9 protein-coding genes and 3 pseudogenes are annotated in these 21,187 nt (G+C 61.9%); 8 read left to right on the forward strand and 4 right to left on the reverse strand.

Going from position 1 to position 21,187, the window contains the following annotated elements:
- Positions 1-735 precede the first annotated feature (735 nt).
- A pseudogene (locus Q7C33_RS24845) lies at positions 736-2,742 on the reverse strand (type VI secretion system Vgr family protein); the annotation flags it as partial.
- A gap of 254 nt (positions 2,743-2,996) precedes the next feature.
- On the opposite strand from Q7C33_RS24845, the gene Q7C33_RS24850 reads away from it, so the two are divergent.
- Entirely contained in the window at positions 2,997-3,497 is a 501-nt protein-coding gene (locus Q7C33_RS24850; protein ID WP_030140930.1) for a DUF2165 family protein, read from the forward strand.
- 75 nt (positions 3,498-3,572) lie between these two features.
- Here Q7C33_RS24850 and putP read toward each other — a convergent pair whose 3' ends face one another.
- Complete coding sequence (gene putP / locus Q7C33_RS24855; RefSeq protein WP_030140931.1) at positions 3,573-5,057, reverse strand: sodium/proline symporter PutP; 1,485 nt, start codon at positions 5,055-5,057, stop codon at positions 3,573-3,575.
- A gap of 461 nt (positions 5,058-5,518) precedes the next feature.
- Here putP and putA point away from each other — a divergent pair, with 461 nt between their 5' ends.
- Positions 5,519-9,472, forward strand: a complete 3,954-nt coding sequence (gene putA, locus Q7C33_RS24860; protein ID WP_217861095.1) for a trifunctional transcriptional regulator/proline dehydrogenase/L-glutamate gamma-semialdehyde dehydrogenase — start codon at positions 5,519-5,521, stop codon at positions 9,470-9,472.
- Between the two features lie 241 nt (positions 9,473-9,713).
- Positions 9,714-11,516 carry an acyl-CoA dehydrogenase gene (locus Q7C33_RS24865; RefSeq protein ID WP_407684304.1) on the forward strand — a complete coding sequence of 601 codons (1,803 nt, stop codon included), beginning with the start codon at positions 9,714-9,716 and terminating at the stop codon, positions 11,514-11,516.
- A gap of 235 nt (positions 11,517-11,751) precedes the next feature.
- Here the strand turns inward: Q7C33_RS24865 and Q7C33_RS24870 are convergent, their stop codons facing one another.
- Positions 11,752-12,054, reverse strand: a complete 303-nt coding sequence (locus Q7C33_RS24870) for a cell division protein ZapA (protein ID WP_030140934.1) — start codon at positions 12,052-12,054, stop codon at positions 11,752-11,754.
- The gene (locus tag Q7C33_RS24875; RefSeq protein ID WP_030140935.1) at positions 12,051-12,281 is read right to left on the reverse strand and encodes a hypothetical protein; all 231 of its coding nucleotides are present in this window, start codon (positions 12,279-12,281) and stop codon (positions 12,051-12,053) included. Before Q7C33_RS24875 ends, Q7C33_RS24870 begins: the two co-directional genes overlap by 4 nt.
- A gap of 320 nt (positions 12,282-12,601) precedes the next feature.
- Between Q7C33_RS24875 and Q7C33_RS24880 the strand changes: the two are divergent.
- The 5 genes and pseudogenes from Q7C33_RS24880 to selO form a co-directional block, all read left to right on the forward strand.
- Positions 12,602-13,258 (forward strand): annotated as a pseudogene (locus Q7C33_RS24880) (MCP four helix bundle domain-containing protein); the annotation flags it as partial.
- Positions 13,259-13,561: 303 nt separating this feature from the next.
- Positions 13,562-14,161: pseudogene (locus Q7C33_RS24885) on the forward strand (methyl-accepting chemotaxis protein); the annotation flags it as partial.
- Positions 14,162-14,509: 348 nt separating this feature from the next.
- On the forward strand, positions 14,510-16,252 hold the full coding sequence (locus Q7C33_RS24890) for a potassium/proton antiporter (protein ID WP_030140938.1): 1,743 nt from the start codon (positions 14,510-14,512) through the stop codon (positions 16,250-16,252).
- A 35-nt stretch (positions 16,253-16,287) separates the two neighbouring features.
- The gene (gene mscK, locus Q7C33_RS24895; protein ID WP_323155250.1) at positions 16,288-19,650 is read left to right on the forward strand and encodes a mechanosensitive channel MscK; all 3,363 of its coding nucleotides are present in this window, start codon (positions 16,288-16,290) and stop codon (positions 19,648-19,650) included.
- A gap of 37 nt (positions 19,651-19,687) precedes the next feature.
- Positions 19,688-21,151 (forward strand): protein adenylyltransferase SelO, encoded by a 1,464-nt coding sequence (gene selO / locus Q7C33_RS24900; RefSeq protein ID WP_198797424.1) that lies wholly within the window; start codon positions 19,688-19,690, stop codon positions 21,149-21,151.
- Positions 21,152-21,187: the final 36 nt, after the last annotated feature.

Consider the following 21,187-nt stretch of genomic DNA (forward strand, 5'->3'; position numbering starts at 1 on the left):
CCACCCCCCAGCCTTGATGTACTTACTGGCCCGACTCACCCCCTCGATATGCGTTGCATACCCCGGAATCCCACCCGCCACCCCAGCCTTGCTCCAGTGATGCACCAGGCTGCGATTGGAAATCCCCAGCGCACTCTTGAGCTTTGGATGGCTGGGAATGCCCGTGCCCTTGCGCACCAACGGCCCGAGGCTGTTGTCGATTTGGCCCATCAGGCGTTTGCGTTCGGCGAAGAAGTCGGCGCCTTGCAACTTCCCGTGTTTGTCAAAGGTGCGCTGGTGCAGTTGTTCCAGCTCCACCATGTTGCTTTTCAAGCTGCCCAGGTGCTGGCCGAACATGGCTGCGCCGATGCCCACCGAGGTGGACCCTTTGGCGAGGAACGATTCGATTTCACCGTGGTGCTGCGCCATGAAATCCGCTTCGGCGTCGCTCATGGGCGCCAGCGCTTCGTTGACCTTCTGGGCGGCCTCCATCAGCAGCGCTTCTTCACGGGTGCATTGGGTGTTTTGTGGGTCGCTCAGGACGATGAGCTGACCGGGTTTGACCGCGTCGCCCAGTTGCGGATTCAAGCGGTTGAAGTTGGACGGGAGCGAGACACCTGACTCCATGAACAACCACCGCTCCAGTTCCGAGCGGGGCATGGCCCGTTCGACGATGTGGAAACCCGGTTCTACGCTTTTTGCCGAGTCCGGCGCTGGGGCCTGGCGCTTGGACTGCCCACCGGGCGGCGACAGGTCGCAGGCGCCATCCTTGCAGCACTCGCACTCCTCGCAGAACGGTGCGGGGCTTTTCAAGCTTTGGATCTGGGCGTGAGAGAGGCGCGGGGCTGGGGCCGCGGCGAGTTTTTCCGGGGCACCCGGCGCGACGGGGGTGGCGCCCGTTGCCACCATCGGCGCTCCGCCGACCTGGATCGGCACGCTGCTGAAGATTCCGCCCGGGCCGATGTTGATCCAGTGCCCGCCGGCCTGGACGGTCGCGCTGGCACCCGCCTCCAGCACGACTTGCTGACCAGCGCTGACACTGAATCCCCCGGCGGCGTTGAGGGCCTGGTTGGCGACGCGGATGTGCCGATCGCCGGTCACCATCAGGTGATCGTCCTGGCGAACTTCAACCTGGCGTCGACCTTCAGTGATGCGCTGCTCGCCGCCCTTGAGTTCGTGCCGGGACAAACCACTGACAACGATGCTGCGCTCATGATCGACCTGCACACGCTGGTCATGCAGCACATGCTGGGTCCAGTTGCGCTGCGCCCGCAGGTAGATTTCCTCGGCGCCCTTGCGGTCTTCGATGCGCAATTCGTTGTAGCCACCGCCGCCGGGGCTGCTCTGGCTGCGCAGAATGCTTCGGGTCTTGTCCGCCGGCAGGTCGAGGGGCACCGGGTTGGCACCGTTCGGCAAGCAGCCCACCACCAACGGTTTGTCGACGTCGCCGTCCATGAACCCGACAAGGACCTCCATCCCTACCCGAGGGATCATCACACTGCCATAGCGATCGTGCGCCCAACCGGTCGCCACGCGTAGCCAACAACTGGAATGCTCGTCGCGCTCGCCGTCACGGTCCCAGACCAGTTGCACCTTGACCCGCCCGAACTCATCGCAATGGATCTCGCTGTCCACCGGCCCCGTCACCACCGCCGGCTGGAAACCGTTGACGGACGGCTTCTTGTGCTGCAACGGCGGACGAAAGAAAACCTCCCACGGCGTTGCGAGGAAGGCGTTGCGGTAGCCTTGGAACTCATCCCGGCCGGCGGAGGCGGTTTCTTCCAGCACTTGCGGTTGTCGACCATGGTGATCGACCTGCGTCAGCAACCACAGGTCGTTCCATTGCGTGCGCGGGTGCTCTTTGATGCGCATGAAATGCCCACTGACAAAAGCGCTGTCATCGCAGTCGCCCTCTGCCAGGTGCCCGTCGGCGCCATGCCGTTCGAGGGTCCGCCGGACCGAATGCTTGCCATCGTCGCGGTCGGTGAACTGACCTGGGTAGTGATAGTTTTCCAGCGTCGGAAGTCTCTGGCTGTCAAGATTGGCCTGCAATAGCAGGCCAGGCTTGCGAAAGTCATAGTCGCGCAATGTCACGGCCGTGGTACCGGTCTGGAGCCGCACCGCCAAGCGCTTGATGGCCGGCTCGACGGCGGCCATGCCACTGCCAGGCAGATACAACGTGGATTCGGGCAAGCGCGAGAACACCGTCTGGTCATCACCGAACACCAGCAGATGGCCGTCAGGGCTGTGGCGGAAGTGGTAATGAATGCCGACTTCGGCGCAAAGACGCTCAATGAAAACCAGGTCGCTTTCGCCGTACTGCACGCAATATTCACGCTCGGGATATTGTCCGCCAAGGCTGAACTGGAAGGCATCGGCCAGGATGCCGTGGTCCTTCAGAACGAGGGCCACGATATCCGGCACGCTCAGGTGCTGGAAAATCCGTTGGTTGATGCGATGACGCAAGTACGCCAGGCGAGGCACCAGCGTGATTTGATAGCGGGTCAGCCGCTTGCCCGAGTCGCCTTGGGCCACAGCATAGACCTGGCCGTGAATGCCACCGCCCCGGTCATCGAAGCCCAGGAAAGCCTGGCGATGAAGCAGTTCCTCCAGCGGCAGGTCAGGCCGCTCGCTGACCAGCTCCAACTCGAAGCAGTAAGGCTGGCTGATGGCTTCCTTGCCTTTGAACTCAAGCACCTTGAGGTCGTTTGGCCCGCTGTCGAGCGTCAGCGTGAAACGCGGTAGGTTGGCAGGCGCGAACATCCGATGTGCCTCTGCGAAATAAAGGCGGGCGATTGTGCATGACTCATTGAGCGAGTTGACCGGATGTCATGAAAAACAGATTTCCCCTACATCCAAGAGGCTAAAAGCTGCGGAGCGCGTTGCAATTTCTGATAGACACGCCTGCCTAAAGTCTTCGTACGAAAGAATCAGCGGCTTCTTACAAGACAGCGGGCCTTGTATCGCGCAAAGCCGTGATAACGTCCCTCCGTCGTAAAAAGCCAAGGACGCACCCCATGACAATCCGCTACACGAAAATCGCAATGATCCTGGCACTTGCCGCTTTCGCCTTCCTGACTGTGTTCAACAATGTCACGGACTACAGCTCCAACTTCAATTTCGTCCAGCATGTGCTGAGCATGGACACCACCTTTCCCGACAATGCCGCCCGGTATCGCACCATCGACGAGCCCTGGATGTGGCACGGTGCTTATTGGCTGATCATCCTCGGCGAAGCGATGACCACGGTGTTGCTGGCCTACGGCGCGCTGAAACTCTGGCGGGCACGCAGGGCGGATGGCCTGGCTTTCAATCAAGCCAAGGGGTGCGCCGTCGTCGGGCTCACGGTGGGATTCTTCGTCTGGTTTTTCGGCTTCATGGTCGTCGGCGGCGAGTGGTTCCTGATGTGGCAATCCGAGACCTGGAATGGCCAGGATGCTGCGTTCAGGTTCTACATGGCGCTGTTGGGCGTGCTGATCTTTCTCAACCAACCCGATACCTCGGACCGTCAGCCATAAAAAACGGCCCGTTTCCAATGGAGACGGGCCGTTTTTCAGTGCCTTGGGCGAACCATTACAGGCTCGCCAAGAGCCTTACTGATTCAAGCGGAAATCTTTCTCGGCCGCTTCGAAGCGCTGCAGCATGCCGGTGGTAGGCGTGCCCATCTTGCTGACGAAATAGATGGCCAGGCTGGCGAAGATAAAGCCCGGGATAATTTCGTACAGGCCCAGCAGCTCGAAATGCTTCCAGACGACGACGGTGATTGCACCGACCAGAATACCGGCCAGGGCACCGTTGCGCGTCATGTTCTTCCAGATCACGGAGATCAGGACCACCGGACCGAAGGCCGCACCGAAACCAGCCCAGGCGTAGCTCACCAGGCCCAGTACGCGGTTTTGTGGATTGGCGGCCAGGGCGATGGCGATCAGCGCCACCAACAGCACCATGGCGCGACCGACCCAGACCAACTCGACTTGGGAGGCACTCTTGCGCAAGAAGGTCTTGTAGAAGTCTTCGGTCAGTGCGCTGGAGCACACCAGCAACTGGCAGCTCAGGGTGCTCATGACGGCAGCCAGGATGGCGGACAGCAGCACGCCGGCAACCCATGGGTTGAACAGGATTTTCGCCAGTTCGATGAACACGCGCTCAGGGTTTTCGGTCACAGGACCGGCCAGTTCAGGATGCGCCGAGAAATACGCGATACCGAAGAAGCCGACGGCCACGGTGCCGCCCAGACACAGGATCATCCAGGTCATGGAGATGCGACGCGCCTTGGCGATCGACTTGACCGAGTCTGCCGCCATGAAGCGCGCCAGGATGTGCGGTTGGCCGAAGTAGCCCAGGCCCCAGCCCATCAGCGAGATGATCCCGATGAAGGTGGTGTTTTTCAGCATGTCGAACGAAGTCGGATCTTTCGCTTCGATGGCCAGGAAAGTGGTATCAACGCCGCCAGTGGCCAGCAGCACGATGATCGGGGTGAGGATCAAGGCGAAGATCATCAGCGTGGCTTGTACGGTATCCGTCCAGCTCACCGCCAGGAAACCACCGATGAAGGTGTAGGCAATGGTCGCAGCGGCACCGGCCCACAACGCGGTCTCGTAGGACAGGCCGAAGGTGCTTTCGAACAAACGGGCACCGGCCACGATGCCGGACGCGCAATAGATGGTGAAGAACACCAGGATCACCACCGCAGAGATGATCCGCAGCAGGCCGCTGGTATCTTCAAAACGGCTGGAGAAATAGTCCGGCAGCGTCAGCGCATCACCGTTGTGCTCGGTCTGGACCCGCAGGCGACCGGCGACGAACAGCCAGTTCAGGTAGGCACCGATGATCAGGCCGATGGCGATCCAGCTTTCCGACAGGCCGGACATGTAGATTGCGCCAGGCAAACCCATCAACAACCAGCCGCTCATGTCGGAAGCGCCGGCAGAAAGCGCCGTCACGACACTGCCAAGGCTGCGACCGCCGAGGATGTAATCGGAAAGGTTGTTGGTGGAGCGATAAGCCATCAGGCCGATCAGGACCATGGCTGCGATATAGATCACGAAGGTGATCAGGGTAGGATTGCTAACACTCATGAGTTACGCCCTGGCTTTGTTTTTATGGTGCGGTGGCAGTTGAAAGCGCCGACAACGCGAACGTTGTACTGACGTTTTGTGGACCCGCGAATTTATGACTGATGTTTCCCCAGGAAAGCCATCAGCCGATGCACCCCGACCCGAGCCGGTTGCACCTTGGCCGCGAATGCTATTCAACAAATCAAATTAGGTGCAACCAGTTTCGTTGAAATAAGTTGCACCCAGTCGGAATCTCCTTACAAACGTCGCGCTTTGCTCTCTTTTGGTGCAAAAACGCTTCACCTTTCAAACCAAGACGCACCAAGCAAGTGCAGGCATAGAGTCGCGCCCTATGCTTCCTGATGAGCTGCTCATTATTTCAACAAAAAACCGGTTGCACCCGGTTGCACCTCATTCATCCCACAGCTAATCTTGCCGCCAGCTGATGCCACGCGGTACGTGGCAAACATGAGGATAAAAATATGGCTACCACCACCCTTGGGGTCAAACTCGACGACCCGACCCGCGAACGCCTCAAGGCGGCCGCAACCTCGATTGATCGCACGCCGCACTGGCTGATCAAACAGGCGATTTTCAATTACCTGGAAAAACTCGAGGGTGGTGCAACCCTGACCGAGCTGAACGGTTCCCCTCGCGCCGACAGCGATGACGCTGGCGACGTGCAGGTCGACCACGCTCACCAATGCTTCCTCGAATTTGCCGAGAGCATCCTGCCGCAATCGGTCTTGCGCGCTTCCATCACCGCCGCTTACCGTCGCCCGGAGCCGGAAGTGGTGCCGATGCTGATCGAGCAGGCCCGCCTGCCGGCCGAGATGGCCGAAGCCACCAACAAGCTGGCGGCTTCCATTGCAGAAAAACTGCGTAACCAGAAAAGTGCCGGCGGTCGTGCCGGTATTGTTCAGGGCTTGCTGCAGGAATTTTCCCTGTCGTCCCAGGAAGGCGTGGCCCTGATGTGCCTGGCCGAGGCGCTGCTGCGCATTCCGGACAAAGGCACCCGCGATGCGCTGATTCGCGACAAGATCAGTACCGGCAATTGGCAGCCGCACTTGGGTAACAGCCCATCGCTGTTCGTCAACGCCGCCACCTGGGGCCTGCTGCTGACCGGCAAGCTGGTCGCCACCCATAATGAAGCGGGCCTGACCTCTTCCCTGAGCCGCATCATCGGCAAGAGTGGCGAGCCGATGATCCGCAAGGGCGTCGACATGGCCATGCGCCTGATGGGCGAGCAGTTCGTCACCGGCGAAACCATCGCCGAGGCCCTGGCCAACGCGAGCAAGTTCGAAGCCAAGGGCTTCCGCTATTCCTACGACATGCTCGGTGAAGCCGCACTCACCGAACATGACGCCCAGAAGTACCTGGCCTCGTACGAACAAGCCATCCACTCCATCGGCAAAGCGTCCCACGGTCGTGGGATCTATGAAGGCCCGGGCATTTCCATCAAGCTCTCGGCCCTGCACCCGCGCTACAGCCGCGCCCAGTACGAACGTGTGATGGACGAGCTGTACCCGCGCCTGCTGTCGCTGACCCTGCTGGCCAAGCAATACGACATCGGCCTCAACATCGATGCCGAAGAGGCCGACCGCCTCGAACTGTCCCTGGACCTGCTGGAGCGCCTGTGCTTCGAGCCGCAACTGACCGGCTGGAACGGCATCGGCTTCGTGATCCAGGCGTACCAGAAGCGTTGCCCGTACGTGATCGATTATGTGATCGACCTCGCTCGTCGCAGCCGCCACCGCCTGATGATTCGCCTGGTAAAAGGCGCGTACTGGGACAGCGAGATCAAGCGCGCCCAGGTCGAAGGCCTGGAGGGCTACCCGGTCTACACCCGCAAGGTGTACACCGACGTTTCCTACATCGCTTGCGCCCGCAAGTTGCTGTCGGTACCGGAAGTCATCTACCCGCAATTCGCCACGCACAATGCCCACACTTTGTCGGCCATCTACCATATCGCTGGTCAGAACTATTACCCGGGCCAGTACGAATTCCAGTGCCTGCACGGCATGGGTGAACCGCTGTACGAACAGGTTGTAGGCAAGGTTTCCGAGGGCAAGCTGAACCGTCCGTGCCGCGTGTACGCTCCGGTCGGCACCCACGAAACGCTGCTGGCCTACTTGGTGCGTCGCCTGCTGGAAAATGGCGCCAACACCTCGTTCGTCAACCGCATCGCCGACCAGTCGATTTCCATCCAGGAACTGGTGGCCGATCCGGTGGCAAGCATCGAACAGATGGCAACACTGGAAGGCGGCTTCGGCCTGCCGCATCCGCGCATCCCGTTGCCGCGCGACCTGTACGGCAGCGAACGCGCCAACTCCAGCGGCATCGACCTGGCCAACGAACATCGCCTGGCCTCGTTGTCCTGCGCCCTGCTCGCCACCGCCCATAACGACTGGAAAGCCGCGCCGATACTCGGTTGCGCCGCCAGCGAAGAAACCCCGGCAGCGGTGCTGAACCCGTCCGATCACCGCGATGTGGTCGGCCATGTGCAGGAAGCCACGGTCGAGGACGTGGACAACGCGATCCAGTGCGCCCTCAACGCCGCACCGATCTGGCAGGCCACGCCGCCGGCCGAACGTGCCGCGATCCTGGAGCGTGCCGCCGACCTGATGGAAGGCGAGATCCAGCCGCTGATGGGCCTGCTGGCCCGCGAGGCTGGCAAGACCTTCGCCAACGCCATCGCCGAAGTGCGTGAAGCCGTGGACTTCCTGCGCTACTACGCGGTGCAGGCCCGCAACGATTTCACCAACGATGCCCACCGCCCACTGGGCCCGGTGGTCTGCATCAGCCCGTGGAACTTCCCGCTGGCAATTTTCAGCGGCCAAGTCGCCGCCGCACTGGCCGCCGGCAACCCGGTCCTGGCCAAGCCCGCCGAACAGACCCCATTGGTCGCGGCCCAGGCTGTGCGCCTGATGCTCGAAGCCGGTATTCCGGAAGGCGTCCTGCAACTGCTGCCGGGCCGCGGCGAAACCGTCGGTGCCCGCCTGGTGGGTGATGATCGCGTCAAAGGCGTGATGTTCACCGGCTCCACCGAAGTCGCTCGCCTGCTGCAACGCAACATCGCCGGACGCCTGGACAACCAGGGCCGTCCGATCCCGCTGATCGCCGAAACCGGCGGCCAGAACGCGATGATCGTCGACTCCTCGGCCCTGACCGAACAAGTGGTCATCGACGTGGTGTCTTCGGCCTTCGACAGCGCCGGCCAGCGTTGCTCGGCCCTGCGTGTGTTGTGCCTGCAGGAAGATTCCGCCGACCGCGTCATCGAAATGCTCAAGGGCGCCATGGCCGAATCGCGCCTCGGCAACCCGGAGCGCCTGTCCGTTGATATCGGCCCGGTAATCGACGCCGAGGCCAAGGCCGGCATCGAGAAACACATCCAGGCCATGCGCGACAAAGGTCGCACCGTGTACCAGATGGCGATTGCCGACAGCGACGAATGCAAGCGCGGCACCTTCGTGATGCCGACGCTGATCGAGCTGGAAAGCTTCGATGAGCTGCAGCGCGAGATCTTCGGCCCGGTGCTGCACGTGGTTCGCTACAAGCGCAAGGAACTGGACCAATTGATCAACCAGATCAACGCTTCCGGCTACGGCCTGACGTTGGGCGTGCACACCCGCATCGACGAGACCATCGCCAAGGTCATCGACAATGTGCATGCCGGTAACGTCTACGTGAACCGCAACATCGTCGGCGCCGTGGTCGGTGTGCAGCCGTTCGGTGGCGAAGGCCTGTCGGGCACCGGTCCGAAGGCCGGCGGTCCGCTGTACCTGTACCGCCTGCTGTCGACCCGTCCTACCGATGCGATCCAGCAATCCTTCGTCCGTGGCGATGCTTTGGCCGCGCCGGACCTGCGTTTGCGCGACGCCATGAGCAAGCCGCTGACCGCCCTGCAAACCTGGGCCGACAGCCAGAAGCTCGCCGAACTGAGCGCCCTGTGCGTGCAGTTCGCCGCCCAATCGCAAAGCGGCATCACCCGCCAGCTCACCGGCCCGACCGGCGAACGCAACAGCTACGCCATCCTGCCGCGCGAGCATGTGCTGTGCCTGGCGGACGTGGAAGGCGACCTGCTCACGCAACTGGCGGCCGTCCTGGCCGTGGGCGGCTCGGCCGTATGGCCGGAAACCGATACCAGCAAGGCCGTGTTCGCACGCTTGCCGAAGGACATCCAGGCGCGCATCCAGCGCGTTGCCGATTGGACCAAGGACGACGTGCTGTTCGACGCAGTCCTGCATCACGGCGATTCGGATCAACTGCGCGGTGTCTGCCAGCAGGTCGCCAAGCGCGCCGGGGCGATCGTCGGGGTGCATGGCTTGTCTCAAGGTGAAACCAACATCGCGTTGGAGCGCCTGGTGATCGAACGCGCGCTGAGCGTCAACACTGCTGCGGCGGGTGGTAACGCCAGCCTGATGACCATCGGCTAAACGCTGTAAGCCAGGCACCTGCAATAGGTGCCTGGTAACCGAATCCCCTGTGGGAGCGAGCTTGCTCGCGATAGCGGTGGGTCAGTCAGGAATGTTGGACTGGTACACCGCTATCGCGAGCAAGCTCGCTCCCACTTGGGATTAGTGTCGCCCGCACCTCTGCATCACTAGCATCAATCATCCTGTTCAGCCTCCATTCCCAGACCTAGACTCGGCCCATTCCAAGAAAAGGTAGGCCGCCATGTCCGAGACGCTGCTCAGTTCCCGCAATCTGGCTTTCGAGCTGTATGAAGTCCTTGATGCCGAGGGCCTGACCCAGCGCGAACGGTTTGCCGAGCACAACCGCGAAACCTTCGACGCGGCCATCGGCACGGCGCGCAGCATCGCCGAAAAATACTTCGCACCCCACAACCGCAAGAACGACGAAAACGAACCACGCTACGAAAACGGCCAGGCCATCCTGATCCCGGAAGTGAAGCCAGCGGTGGATGCCTTCCTCGAGGCAGGTTTCCTCAATGCCGCGCGCAGCTTCGAGGCCGGCGGCATGCAATTGCCGACGTTGTTGTCCCAGGCTTGCTTTGCGCATTTCCAGGCGGCCAACGCCGCTTCGACGTCTTATCCGTTCCTGACCATGGGCGCCGCGAACCTGATCGAAAGCTTCGGCAGCGAGGAGCAGAAACAACGCTTCCTGCAGCCGATGATCGACGGTCGCTTCTTCGGCACCATGGCCCTGACCGAACCTCACGCGGGCTCATCACTGTCGGATATTCGTACACGCGCAGAGCCGGCGTCCGACGGCACCTATCGGCTCAAGGGCAACAAGATTTTTATCTCCGGCGGCGACCATCCGCTATCGGAAAACATCGTCCACATGGTCTTGGCGAAACTGCCCGATGCGCCACCCGGCGTGAAGGGCATCTCGCTGTTTATCGTGCCCAAGTTCCTGGTCAACGACGACGGCAGCCTCGGGCTGCGTAACGACGTGCTCTTGACCGGGTTGTTTCACAAGATGGGCTGGCGTGGCACCACGTCCACAGCGCTGAACTTCGGCGACAACGGCGAATGTGTCGGTTACCTCGTAGGAAAACCGCACCACGGCCTGAGCTACATGTTCCAGATGATGAACGAGGCGCGGATTGGCGTCGGCATGGGCGCGGTGATGCTGGGTTACGCCGGCTATTTATATTCCCTTGAGTACGCCCGCGAACGCCCGCAGGGCCGGGTGCCCGACAGCAAGGACCCGACCACCGCGCCGGTGCCGATCATCCAGCACGCCGACGTGCGCCGCATGTTGCTGACGCAAAAGGCGTATGTGGAAGGTTCGTTCGACCTCGGCCTGTACGCGGCCCGGCTGTTCGACGACACCACCACGCTGGAAAGCGAAGCCGAGCGCCGGCGCGCCCATGAATTGCTCGACCTGCTCACGCCGATCGTCAAGTCATGGCCGTCGGAGTTCTGCCTGAAGGCCAACGAACTGGCAATCCAGATCCTCGGCGGCCACGGTTATACCCGCGAATACCCGGTGGAGCAGTATTACCGCGACAACCGCCTGAACCCGATCCATGAGGGCACCCACGGCATCCAGTCCCTGGACTTGCTGGGACGCAAACTGGCGCAGAACGGCGGCGCCGGGCTCAAGCAACTGATTCGGCTGGTGGCCGACACCACCGAGCGCGCCCAAGCGTACGAATCGTTAACGCCCTTGCGTCAGCCGCTGGAAGCCTTGGTAGCGCGCCTGCAAACAGTCACCCTCGGCCTGCTGACCGACCTGGCCCAAGGCAAGGTCAACAGCAGCCTCGCCAATTCGGCGCTGTACTTGAAGGTATTCGGGCACATGGTGATCGGCTGGCGCTGGCTGGAACAGGCGATTCGTGCCGAGGATGGCTTGGCCAAGGGGAACGCGGCGGATGTCGATTTCTATAAAGGCAAGTTGCAGGCAGCGCGCTATTTCCTGACTTGGGAAGTGCCGGGTTGCCAACATGAACTGGCAATTCTTGAGGCGCGGGATGATACGTGTCTGGGGATGCGGGATGAGTGGTTCTGAGCCGGGTCTTGTGGCGCGGCTGATATCCAATCGCGAGCAAGCTCGCTCCCACAGAGGCTGCGACTGAACACAAAATCGGCGTACCCCGCCGGTTCACTGTGGGAGCGAGCTTGCTCGCGAAAGGGGTACGTCAGTTGCCAATGATTTGCCTGACCCACCGCTTTCGCGAGCAAGTCGGATCGCCGCACCGCCGCTCCCACAACGAGATCACCACCATCCTTGGCCTTCATAATCTTCAAGCCTGCTGAATCGTCTTGGCAATCACCTCGACCGTCGCGCTGACCTGCTCCTGGCACCGATCAAGCTCCGCTCGGTGCTGCTTCTGCATTTCGATCTGCTGCGAACACAGGTTCATGGCCGCCAGCACCAGCAGGCGGTCGCCGATCAATGTCGGGTATTTGCGCTTGGTGTCGGCCAGGGCTGCCTTGAGCATCGAAGCGGCGTCCAGCAACGCCTGCTCCTGCCCGGCCGGCGCCTTGATCGAATAGTCCTCCCCCAGGATCGAGACGACCGTCACTCCGTCGGCGACGTGCTTCATGCGCCAACCGTTGCGCTGCTGGCGCGTTCGATCAGGGTCTGGATGCGGGCAGCGGTGCTGCCATGCAATTCTTCCTGCTCCATCAGGTTCAGTTGCAGGCTTTCGTTTTCATCCTTGGCCTTGGCCAGTTCGGCGCTCAGGGTTTCGTTCAGGCCGGTGAGGTGACGGTTCTGTTGCACCAGGTCGGTGACCAGTTGCTCCAGTTGGCTCAGGGATGCTTCCAACATATTGATTTCCAGGCTTTTTCAAGGGGCGCGTACGATAAAGAAAAGTCACCGCGGATGCCACGACTTAGGCTGCGGTGCTTCGCTCGCGAGTTTTAGAGACTATGAGCCAGGAATCTGGTTCCTACCCTTCGTCGCCCCGTCGCGCAGCCGTGCGACAAAAACACGCACCGCCCTCAAGACTTGGATAGCCAGACCGATAATTCAGTGAAACCAGTCACAGTCCCGCACGGACGCGCATCTTCACGGTACCTCCAATGTCCTTACGTAATATGAACATCGCGCCGCGGGCGTTCCTGGGGTTTGCCTTGATCGGCGCCCTGATGCTGGCCCTGGGCGTGTTTGCCTTGAGCCAGATGAGCAAGATCCGCACGTCCGGCGAAAACATCGTCGAAAACAGCGTGCCGAGCATCAAGGCCCTGAACGAATTCACCCAACTGACCCTGCGCCTGCGCGTGCTGTCGTATCGCTTGCTGACCAACCGCGAAGCGGACACCCAGCAAAAAACCTTCGATTTGTTCGAGCAACGCAACCAGCAGATCCGCACGGCTCAAAGTAACTATGAAAAGCTCATCAGCGCTCCGGAAGAACGGGCCGCCTATGATCAATACGTGCAGTTGCTGAATCAGTACCGTCAACTTGAAGAACGCATGAAGACCCTTTCACGCAATAACCAGGTCGACGAACTGCGGACCCTGCTCGGTAACGACCTGCAGACCAATTCGGAAGCCGTCAACGCGGTCCTGGCTCGCCTGACCGAGATCAACGACCTGCAAGCAGAAGCCTTCAATAAAAGCGCGGCGCAGCAGTACTCGACGGCTTTCACCTGGGTCGTGACAATGTTGATCGTCGCCACTGGCCTGACCCTGCTCTTCGCCTGGCTGCTGACCAACAGCATCACCAAGCCGATCGCCAACGCGTTGGACGCCGCCGAGGAAATCGCCAAGGGCAACCTGACCCGGCCGATCACCGTCGACGGCAGCGACGAAGCCGGCCGCCTGCTGCGCGCCATGGCGACCATGCAGGACAAGCTGCGTGACACCTTGCAGCGCATTTCCGGCTCGGCCACGCAATTGGCTTCCGCCGCCGAAGAGCTCAACAGCGTCACCGACGAAAGCGCCCGTGGCCTGACCCAGCAGAACAACGAAATCGAACAAGCCGCCACCGCGGTCAACGAAATGACCAGCGCCGTGGAAGAAGTTGCCCGCAACGCGGTCAGCACCTCGGAAGCGTCGAGGAACGCCACGACTTCGGCAGGCGACGGCCGTGATCTGGTACAGGAAACCGTCGGTGCCATCGAACGCATGAGCGCCGATGTACAGAGCACCGCCACGCTGATCGGCAACCTGGCCGATGAATCCCGCGACATCGGCAAGGTGCTCGACGTCATCCGAGGCCTGGCCGACCAGACCAACCTGCTCGCCCTGAACGCCGCCATCGAAGCCGCCCGTGCCGGTGAAGCCGGTCGTGGTTTCGCCGTGGTCGCCGACGAAGTCCGCGCCCTCGCCCACCGCACCCAGCAGTCGACCAGCGAGATCGAACGCATGATCGGCAGCATCCAGAGCGGCACCGAACAGGCCGTGGATTCGATGCGCAACAGCACCGAACGCGCCGAATCGACGCTGAACATCGCCCGCGGTGCCGGCATGTCCCTCGACACCATCAACAGCGCCATCGTCGAGATCAACGAACGCAACCTGGTGATCGCCAGCGCCGCCGAAGAACAGGCCCAAGTGGCCCGCGAAGTGGACCGCAACCTGGTGAACATCCGCGACCTGTCGGTGCAATCGGCCACCGGCGCAAACCAGACCAGCGCCGCGAGCGCCGAACTGTCGCGCCTGGCGGTGGATTTGAACAGCATGGTTGGGCGGTTCAGCCTTTAACCCGCGTAAGGGATGATAGTGAGCAATCATCTGCCTGGCTTTTGTGGCGAGGGAGCTTGCTCCCGTTGGGCCGCGTAGCGGCCCTTGTCTCTCATCGCCGACAACCCTTGTGGCGAGGGGATTTATCCCCGCTCGAGTGCAAAGCGCTCGCCTTCCGACTGCATGGCAGTACAGCAGTGGGGCTGCTTCGCAGCCCAGCGGGGATAAATCCCCTCGCCACAAGGCTGTGCCCAGCCCCCCTAGCCCCAAACCTTTTTTGACAGCATCACATTTCAACAGGTTAGAATCGCTGGCACGCAGACTGCATGGTCAGTTTGTGCCTGTCCCTTGATTCCCGGAGTACTGCCTTTGACCGCGACGACCATCAACAGCCTGTTCTTGATCGGCGCGTTGCTGGTGGGTGCGAGCATCCTGGTGAGTTCTCTTTCGTCCCGCCTGGGCATCCCGATCCTGGTGATCATCCTGGCCGTGGGTATGGTCGCCGGTGTCGACGGCGCCGGTATTCTTTTCGACAACTACGCAACGGCCTATCTGGTCGGCAACCTGGCACTGGCGGTCATCCTGCTGGACGGTGGCTTGCGCACGCGGGTCTCGAGTTTTCGCGTGGCGTTGTGGCCGGCGTTGTCGCTGGCGACGGTGGGTGTTTTGATCACCACGGGGCTGACCGGCATGGCGGCGGCGTGGCTGTTCAACCTCAACTTGATCCAGGGCTTGCTGATCGGCGCGATTGTCGGCTCCACCGACGCCGCGGCGGTGTTCTCGCTGCTCGGCGGCAAAGGCTTGAACGAGCGGGTCAGCGCCACGCTGGAAATCGAGTCCGGCAGCAACGACCCCATGGCGGTGTTCCTGACCGTGACGCTGATCGGCATGCTTGCCAGCGGTGAAACCGGCCTGCACTGGAGCCTGCTCGGGCATCTGGTGCGCGAGTTCGGTATTGGTGCGCTGCTCGGCCTGGGCGGCGGTTGGTTGATGTTGCAGTTGGTCAATCGCATCAACCTGGCCAACGGTCTCTACCCGATCCTGGTCATCAGCGGCGGCCTGGCCGTGTTCGCGCTGACCAACGCCCTGCACGGCAGTGGTTTCCTGGCGGTGTACCTCTGCGGCCTGGTGCTGGGCAATCGCCCGGTGCGCAGCCGCCACGGCATCCTTCACATGCTCGATGGCATGGCCTGGCTGGCGCAGATCGGCATGTTCCTGGTCCTGGGCCTGCTGGTCACGCCCCATGACCTGCTGCCCATCGCCCTGCCCGCCCTCGGCCTGGCCTTGTGGATGATCCTGTTCGCTCGCCCGCTGTCGGTCATGGTCGGGCTGTTGCCGTTCAAGGCGTTCCACGGTCGTGAAAAAGCCTTCATTTCCTGGGTCGGCCTGCGTGGCGCGGTGCCGATCATTCTTGCGGTGTTCCCCCTGATGGCCGGTTTGCCCCACGCGCAGCTTTATTTCAACCTGGCCTTCTTTATCGTGCTGGTCTCGCTGCTGGTGCAGGGGACGAGCCTGCCGTGGGTCGCCAAGCTGTTGCATGTGACCGTCCCGCCGGAACCCTTGCCGATTTCCCGGGCGGCGCTGGAAGTCCATGTCACCAGCGAGTGGGAACTGTTCATTTATCGCCTCGGTGCCGAGAAATGGTGCATCGGTTCACCTTTGCGCGACCTGAAAATGCCCGACGGAACGCGCATCGCGGCCCTGTTTCGTGGTCAGCAGTTGCTCCATCCGTCGGGTAGTACGGTGTTGGAAGTCGATGATTTGCTGTGTGTTATCGGCCATGAACACGACTTGCCAGCCCTTGGAAAACTGTTCAGCCAGGCACCGCAACGAGGTCTGGATTTGCGCTTCTTCGGCGACTTCGTGCTCGAAGGAGACGCCCAGTTGGCCGCGGTCGCAGCCCTCTACGGGTTGAAGCTGGACGGCATCGATCCGGACATGACCCTGGGCCGTTTCATTGCCCAGAAAGTTGGCGGTGCGCCAGTAGTCGGCGACCAGGTGGACTGGAACAACACCCTGTGGACCGTCGCGGTCATGGACGGGAACAAGATCGGCAAAGTGGGCGTCAGATTCCCCGAAGGAAGTCGCCCGGGTCCCGGCTTGTTCCTCTAAACTGCTCCCCATTCTCACTTGCTTGACCGGTCTCTATGCCTACCCTGCGCTCCTTTCTTGCCGTCGCCCTGCTGGGCCTGAGTCTTTCCATCTGCACGGTGCACGCCGCTGAACCGCCCACCAGCGCCTCAGTCCAGGCGAGCCTGGACAAGATCGCCGATCGCAAACTGCCGGAGGCCGACCAGAAGGCCCTGCAGGCCGTCTTGCAGAACACCCTGGCCCAGCTCAGCAACAAAGCCGACTACGAACAGAAACTGGTTGCCCTCAAGCAACAGTTGGCCAGCGCACCCAAGCAGAACATCGAAAACCAGCGCGAGCTGACACGACTCAAGAACTCTAATGCGGTGCCGGTGGCGCAGCGCTACGCCAACCTGCCGATTCCCCAGCTCGAACAGATGCTGACGGAGCGCTCCACCCAGCAGAGCGACCTGCAAAAAGCCCTGGCCGATGCCAACAGCCTGGTCATCACCGCCCAGACCCGCCCCGAGCGCGCCCAGGCGGAAATCGCCAGCAGCCAGACCCGGATCCAGCAGATCAACGCCACCCTCAAGAGCGGCAGGGATGCGGGCAAAGCCTTGAGCGCCGAGCAGCGCGACCAACTCAACGCCGAGCTGGCGGCACTCAACGCGCTGATCCCCTTGCGTCGCCAGGAACTGGCCGGCAACAGCCAGTTGCAAGACCTGGGCAACAGCCAGCACGACCTGCTGAGCGAAAAGATTGATCGCATGGAGCAGGAAATCCAGGACCTGCAAAACCTGATCAACCAGAAACGCCTGGCCCAGTCCCAGGAGACGGTGACGCAGCAGTCCATCGAAGCGCAGAAGGCCGGCGGCAGCAGCCTGCTGGCGACCGAAAGCACAAACAACCTGAAACTCTCCGACTACCTGCTCAAAAGCACCGATCGGCTCAACGAAGTCACCCAGCAGAACCTGCAGACCAAGCAATTGCTGGACAGCGTCACCCAGACCGATGCCGCGCTGGACGAGCAGATCAGCGTGCTCAAGGGCAGCCTGCTGCTCTCCAAGATTCTCTACAAACAGCGCCAGACCTTGCCGCGCTTGAAGCTCGACCAGAACCTGGCCGACCAGATCGCCGACATTCGCCTGTACCAGTTCGAAGTCAGCCAGCAACGGGAGCTGCTGAACAACCCTGGGGCTTACGTCGACAGCCTGCTGGCGTCCCAACCGTCCGAGCAAGCCACTCCGCAACTGCGCAAGGCCTTGCTTGAACTGGCCCTGACCCGGGTCGACCTGCTGGACCGCCTGAACCGCGAATTGAGCGCGGTGCTCAACGAATCCATCACGTTGCAGCTCAACCAGAAACAATTGCTCAGCACTGCCCAGAGCCTGCGGGCCACCCTTGAAGAACAGATGTTCTGGATCCCCAGCAACAAACCGCTGGATTTCGAATGGATGCGCGGCGTGCCGGCTCGCCTGGAAAAACAGGTCGACTCGCTGCCCTGGGCCTCGAGCCTGAGTGAACTGGCCGATGGCCTGACCCAGCGGCCCTTGCTGTTCCTGCCCCTGGTGCTGCTGATCGGCGTGCTGCTGTGGCGGCGCAAGAATCTGTATGCGCGCCTGAACAAAGTCCACCAGGATGTCGGCCACTTCAAGCGCGACAGCCAATGGCACACGCCCCAGGCGATCCTGATCAACATCCTGTTGGCGATGCCGGTGGCGCTGGCGCTGGCTTTGTGCGGCTACGCCTTGCAGATCGACGCCCGCGGCCAGAACACCAACCTCGGCGCGGCCCTGCTGCAGATCGGGCAGGCTTGGCTGGTGTTCTACACCGCCTATCGAATCCTCTCCCCGGGCGGCGTGGCGGAACTGCATTTCCGGTGGGAAAAACCCCAGGTCGAATTCCTCCAGGGCTGGATCCGTCGGCTCGGGCTGGTGGTCCTGGCCTTGGTGGCCGTGGTGGCGGTGGCGGAATTGCAGCCCTCGGCCTTGGCCGATGACGTGCTCGGCATGCCGGTGGTGCTGACCTGCTACGCCTCGATGGCCTGGCTGCTCAGCCGACTGCTGCTCAGCAGCCCGACGCACCAGAACACCTCGCTGTTCCGCAAGGCCGTCGGCGTGCTGTTCACCGCGTTGCCGATCGCGTTGTTCGTCGCCGTCTGCTTCGGCTATTACTACACCGCGCTGAAACTCAGTGATCGCTTGATCAACACGCTGTACTTGCTGATGTTCTGGCTGGTGATCGAGGCCACCTTCGTGCGCGGTCTCTCGGTTGCGGCGCGGCGCCTGGCCTACCAGCGCGCCCTGGCCAAGCGCCAGGCGGCCAAGGAGGCCGGCGATGGCGAAGCGGTGGTCGAGGAGCCGACCCTGGACATCGAAAAGGTCAACGAGCAATCCCTGCGCCTGATCCGTCTCGCCTTGCTGGGCGGCTTCATGGCCGCCCTGTACTGGGTCTGGTCGGACCTGATCAGTGTGTTCTCGTACCTGGACAACATCACCCTCTACGAATACACCAGCGGCACCGGCGTCAACATGAGCATGGTGCCCATCAGCATCGGCGACATGCTCGGCGCGCTGATCATCATCGGCATCACCTTCGCCCTGGCGCGCAACCTGCCGGGCCTGCTGGAAGTGTTCGTGCTGTCGAAGCTGAACCTGGCCCAGGGCAGCGCCTACGCAACCACCACGCTGCTGTCCTACGTGATCGCCGGCGTCGGTTTCGTCACCACGCTGTCCACCCTCGGCGTGAGCTGGGACAAGTTGCAATGGCTGGTGGCCGCGCTGTCGGTGGGCCTGGGCTTCGGCATGCAGGAGATTTTCGCGAATTTCATCTCCGGCATCATGATCCTGTTCGAGCGTCCGGTGCGTATCGGCGACACCATCACCATCGGCAACCTGTCGGGCACGGTGAGCAAGATCCGCATCCGTGCGACGACCATCACCGACTTCGACCGCAAGGACATCATCGTCCCGAACAAGACGTTCATCACCGGGCAGTTGATCAACTGGTCGCTCACCGACACCGTCACCCGGGTCACCTTGAAACTCGGCGTGGACTACGGATCGGACCTCGACCGGGTCCGCGAGCTGCTGCTCAAGGCCGCGCGTGACAATCCGCGCGTCCTGAAGGAGCCGGAGCCGATCGTGTATTTCCTGAACTTCGGTGAAAGCACCCTGGACCATGAGCTGCGCATGCACGTGCGCGACCTCGGCGACCGTAACCCGGTGCTGGACGAGATCAACCGTTTCATCAATCGGGAATTCAAGAAGGAGCACATCAACATCTCCTTCCGGCAGATGGAAATCTATCTGAAGAATCTGCAAGGCCAGGAATACAAACTGGTGCCTGCCGAGCCCGACAAAAAGACCATTACACCCGTGCCTTCGGCGGTCGCCAGCATCAAGCCGGTGCCCGAGCCGCCGCAGGACGCGCTCGACTGATAACGGGGAGCCTGCGGGCGTCCCGCCGGAGACGGCCATGAAAACGCTGGAAACGCTGACCTTCGATAACCGTTTCGCCTGCCTGGGCGACGGTTTCTCGGCCCACGTGCTGCCCGAACCCATCGACAACCCGCGCCTGGTGGTTGCCAGCCCGGCGGCCATGGCGTTGCTGGACCTGGAGCCGGTAGAAGCCGAGACACCGCTGTTCGCAGAGATCTTCGGCGGCCATAAGCTCTGGGCTGAAACCGAGCCGCGGGCGATGGTGTATTCGGGGCATCAGTTCGGTCACTACAACCCGCAATTGGGCGATGGCCGTGGGTTGCTGCTGGGCGAGGTGTACAACGAGGCCGGCGAGCATTGGGACCTGCACCTCAAGGGCGCCGGCCAGACGCCGTTTTCGCGAATGGGCGACGGACGCGCGGTGCTGCGCTCCTCGATCCGCGAATTCCTCGCCTCCGAAGCCCTGCATGCACTGGGGATCCCTACGACGCGCGCGTTGTGCGTGATCGGCTCGGACACGCCGGTGTGGCGGGAAAAACAGGAGCGTGCCGCCATGGTGCTGCGCCTGGCGCCGAGCCATGTGCGCTTCGGGCATTTCGAATATTTCTACTACACCAAGAAGCCGGAGCTGCAGGCCACCCTGGCCGAGCATGTACTGAACCTGCACTTCGCCGAATGCAGGGAGCAGCCGGAACCGTACCTGGCGATGTACCGTGAAATCGTCGAGCGCAACGCCGAGCTGATTGCCAAGTGGCAGGCCTATGGTTTCTGCCACGGCGTGATGAACACCGACAACATGTCGATCCTGGGCATCACCTTCGACTTCGGGCCGTTCGCCTTCCTCGACGATTTCGACGCCAACTTCATCTGCAACCACTCCGATGACCAGGGTCGCTACTCGTTCAGCAACCAAGTGCCCATCGGCCAGTGGAACCTCAGCGCCCTGGCCCAGGCCCTGACGCCTTTCATCAGCGTCGAAGCCCTGCGCGAGACCCTCGGCTTGTACTTGCCGCTGTACCAGGCCCATTACCTGGACCTGATGCGCCGCCGCCTCGGCCTGACCGTCGCCGAAGAGGAGGACCAGAAACTGGTGGAACGCCTGCTGCAACTGATGCAGAACAGCGGCGTCGACTACAGCCTGTTCTTCCGCCGCCTGGGCGAGCAATCGCCGGAGCAAGCCGTCGCCACCTTGCGCGATGACTTCGTCGACCTGAAGGGTTTCGATGCCTGGGCCGAGTTGTATGTCGCCCGGGTCAACCGGGAAGGCCCCGTCGATCAAGACCAGCGCCGCGCTCGCATGCATGCGGTCAATCCGCTGTACGTGCTGCGCAATTACCTGGCACAAAAAGCCATCGACGCCGCCGAGTCAGGCGACTACGAAGAAGTCCGCCGCCTGCACACCGTGCTGAGCAACCCGTTTGAAGAACAACCGGGGATGGACAGCTACGCCGAGCGGCCGCCGGAATGGGGCAAGCATCTGGAGATCAGTTGCTCGTCGTAACCCTGTGGCGAGGGAGCTTGCTCCCTTGCCACAGTG

The organism is Pseudomonas sp. BP11-1-1, assembly GCF_052112105.1.
GTDB lineage: Bacteria > Pseudomonadota > Gammaproteobacteria > Pseudomonadales > Pseudomonadaceae > Aquipseudomonas > Aquipseudomonas alvandae.

Excerpts from the sequence above, each read along its gene's own strand:
- Q7C33_RS24850 (WP_030140930.1), top strand. The coding sequence starts at position 2,997 with ATGACAATCCGCTACACGAAAATCGCAATGATCCTGGCACTTGCCGCT.
- putP (WP_030140931.1), bottom strand. The coding sequence starts at position 5,057 with ATGAGTGTTAGCAATCCTACCCTGATCACCTTCGTGATCTATATCGCA.
- putA (WP_217861095.1), top strand. The coding sequence starts at position 5,519 with ATGGCTACCACCACCCTTGGGGTCAAACTCGACGACCCGACCCGCGAA.
- Q7C33_RS24865 (WP_407684304.1), top strand. The coding sequence starts at position 9,714 with ATGTCCGAGACGCTGCTCAGTTCCCGCAATCTGGCTTTCGAGCTGTAT.
- Q7C33_RS24870 (WP_030140934.1), bottom strand. The coding sequence starts at position 12,054 with ATGAAGCACGTCGCCGACGGAGTGACGGTCGTCTCGATCCTGGGGGAG.
- Q7C33_RS24875 (WP_030140935.1), bottom strand. The coding sequence starts at position 12,281 with ATGTTGGAAGCATCCCTGAGCCAACTGGAGCAACTGGTCACCGACCTG.
- mscK (WP_323155250.1), top strand. The coding sequence starts at position 16,288 with ATGCCTACCCTGCGCTCCTTTCTTGCCGTCGCCCTGCTGGGCCTGAGT.
- selO (WP_198797424.1), top strand. The coding sequence starts at position 19,688 with ATGAAAACGCTGGAAACGCTGACCTTCGATAACCGTTTCGCCTGCCTG.